Here is a 1,031-nt window from a genome sequence, read left to right as displayed (position 1 = left end):
GGCGGGAACGGTAGATGGCCATGATGATCGCCAGGCCGATCACGACCTCGGCCGCGGCCACCACCATGACGAAGAACGCGAACACGTGACCGCCTACGTCGCCGTGCATCCGGGCGAACGTCACCAGGGCGAGGTTGGTGGCGTTGAGCATGAGCTCGATGCACATGAACACCACGATCGCGTTGCGCCGCAGCAGGAACCCGGCCGCACCGATGGTGAACAGCACGGCCGAGAGATAGAGGTAGTTCTCCGGGTTCACGGTCGTCCCCCCTCGGCAGGTCCTGCACTGCCACCGGTCTCCCTCGGGCCGGCGGATCCTCCCGTGCCGCCGGACCCCGAATGGTCTCCGGACTCCAGCTCCCCGCCGCCGCCGTGCCGGCGAAGGACCTCGCTCACCGAGTCGGTGGAGTCAGAGCCGTCGGGCAGGCGGGCCGGCATGTCCGCGGAGTTGCGCCGCGCGTAGACGCCGGGGCTGGGCAGCGGCGTCACACGGGCGTCGCCGTCGTGCTGCCAGTCCAGGAAGCGCTGCTCGGACATCTCGCGCTGGGTCCGGCGGCCGGAGAACCGCTCGCGGTGCGCCAGCACCATGGCGCCCAGGGTGGCGATGATCAGCAACACCCCGGTGAGCTCGAACGCCCACACGTGGCGGGTGAACAGCAGGTCTGCCAGGGCGGGCACGTCGTTGTGGTCGGCGCCGAAGCCGGTGAAGGGTGGCAGCTCCGCGCGGGCCAGGCCGGTCGCCAGGAGGACTCCGAAGCCGAGTCCGCCGACGATCGCGGCCACGCGCTGTCCGCGGATCCGCTCCACCAGGGACTCGGAGGATTCCACGCCGATGAGCATCACCACGAACAGGAACAGCATCATCACCGCGCCGGTGTAGACGACGATCTGGCCGACGCCCAGGAACACCGCACCCTGCGCCATGTACAGCACCGCCAGGGCGACCATCGTCATGGCCAGGCACAGGGCGGAGTAGACCGCCTTCTTGGCGGAGACCACCCCGAGTGCGCCGACGACGACGACGACCGCCA

2 protein-coding genes are annotated in these 1,031 nt (G+C 69.8%); both read right to left on the bottom strand.

The features are described 5' to 3' along the window. Positions 1 to 259 (bottom strand): NADH-quinone oxidoreductase subunit NuoK (nuoK, locus tag G6027_RS16820; RefSeq protein ID WP_182638137.1); only part of this gene is annotated, 259 nt, incomplete at its 3' end. Continuing rightward, on the bottom strand, positions 256 to 1,031 hold a 776-nt coding region (locus tag G6027_RS16815), incomplete at its 5' end, for an NADH-quinone oxidoreductase subunit J (protein ID WP_241727226.1). The genes nuoK and G6027_RS16815, both read right to left, overlap by 4 nt.

The organism is Dietzia sp. SLG310A2-38A2 (assembly GCF_014145095.1).
GTDB lineage: Bacteria > Actinomycetota > Actinomycetes > Mycobacteriales > Mycobacteriaceae > Dietzia.
This window is presented reverse-complemented; position numbering and strand designations above follow the sequence as displayed.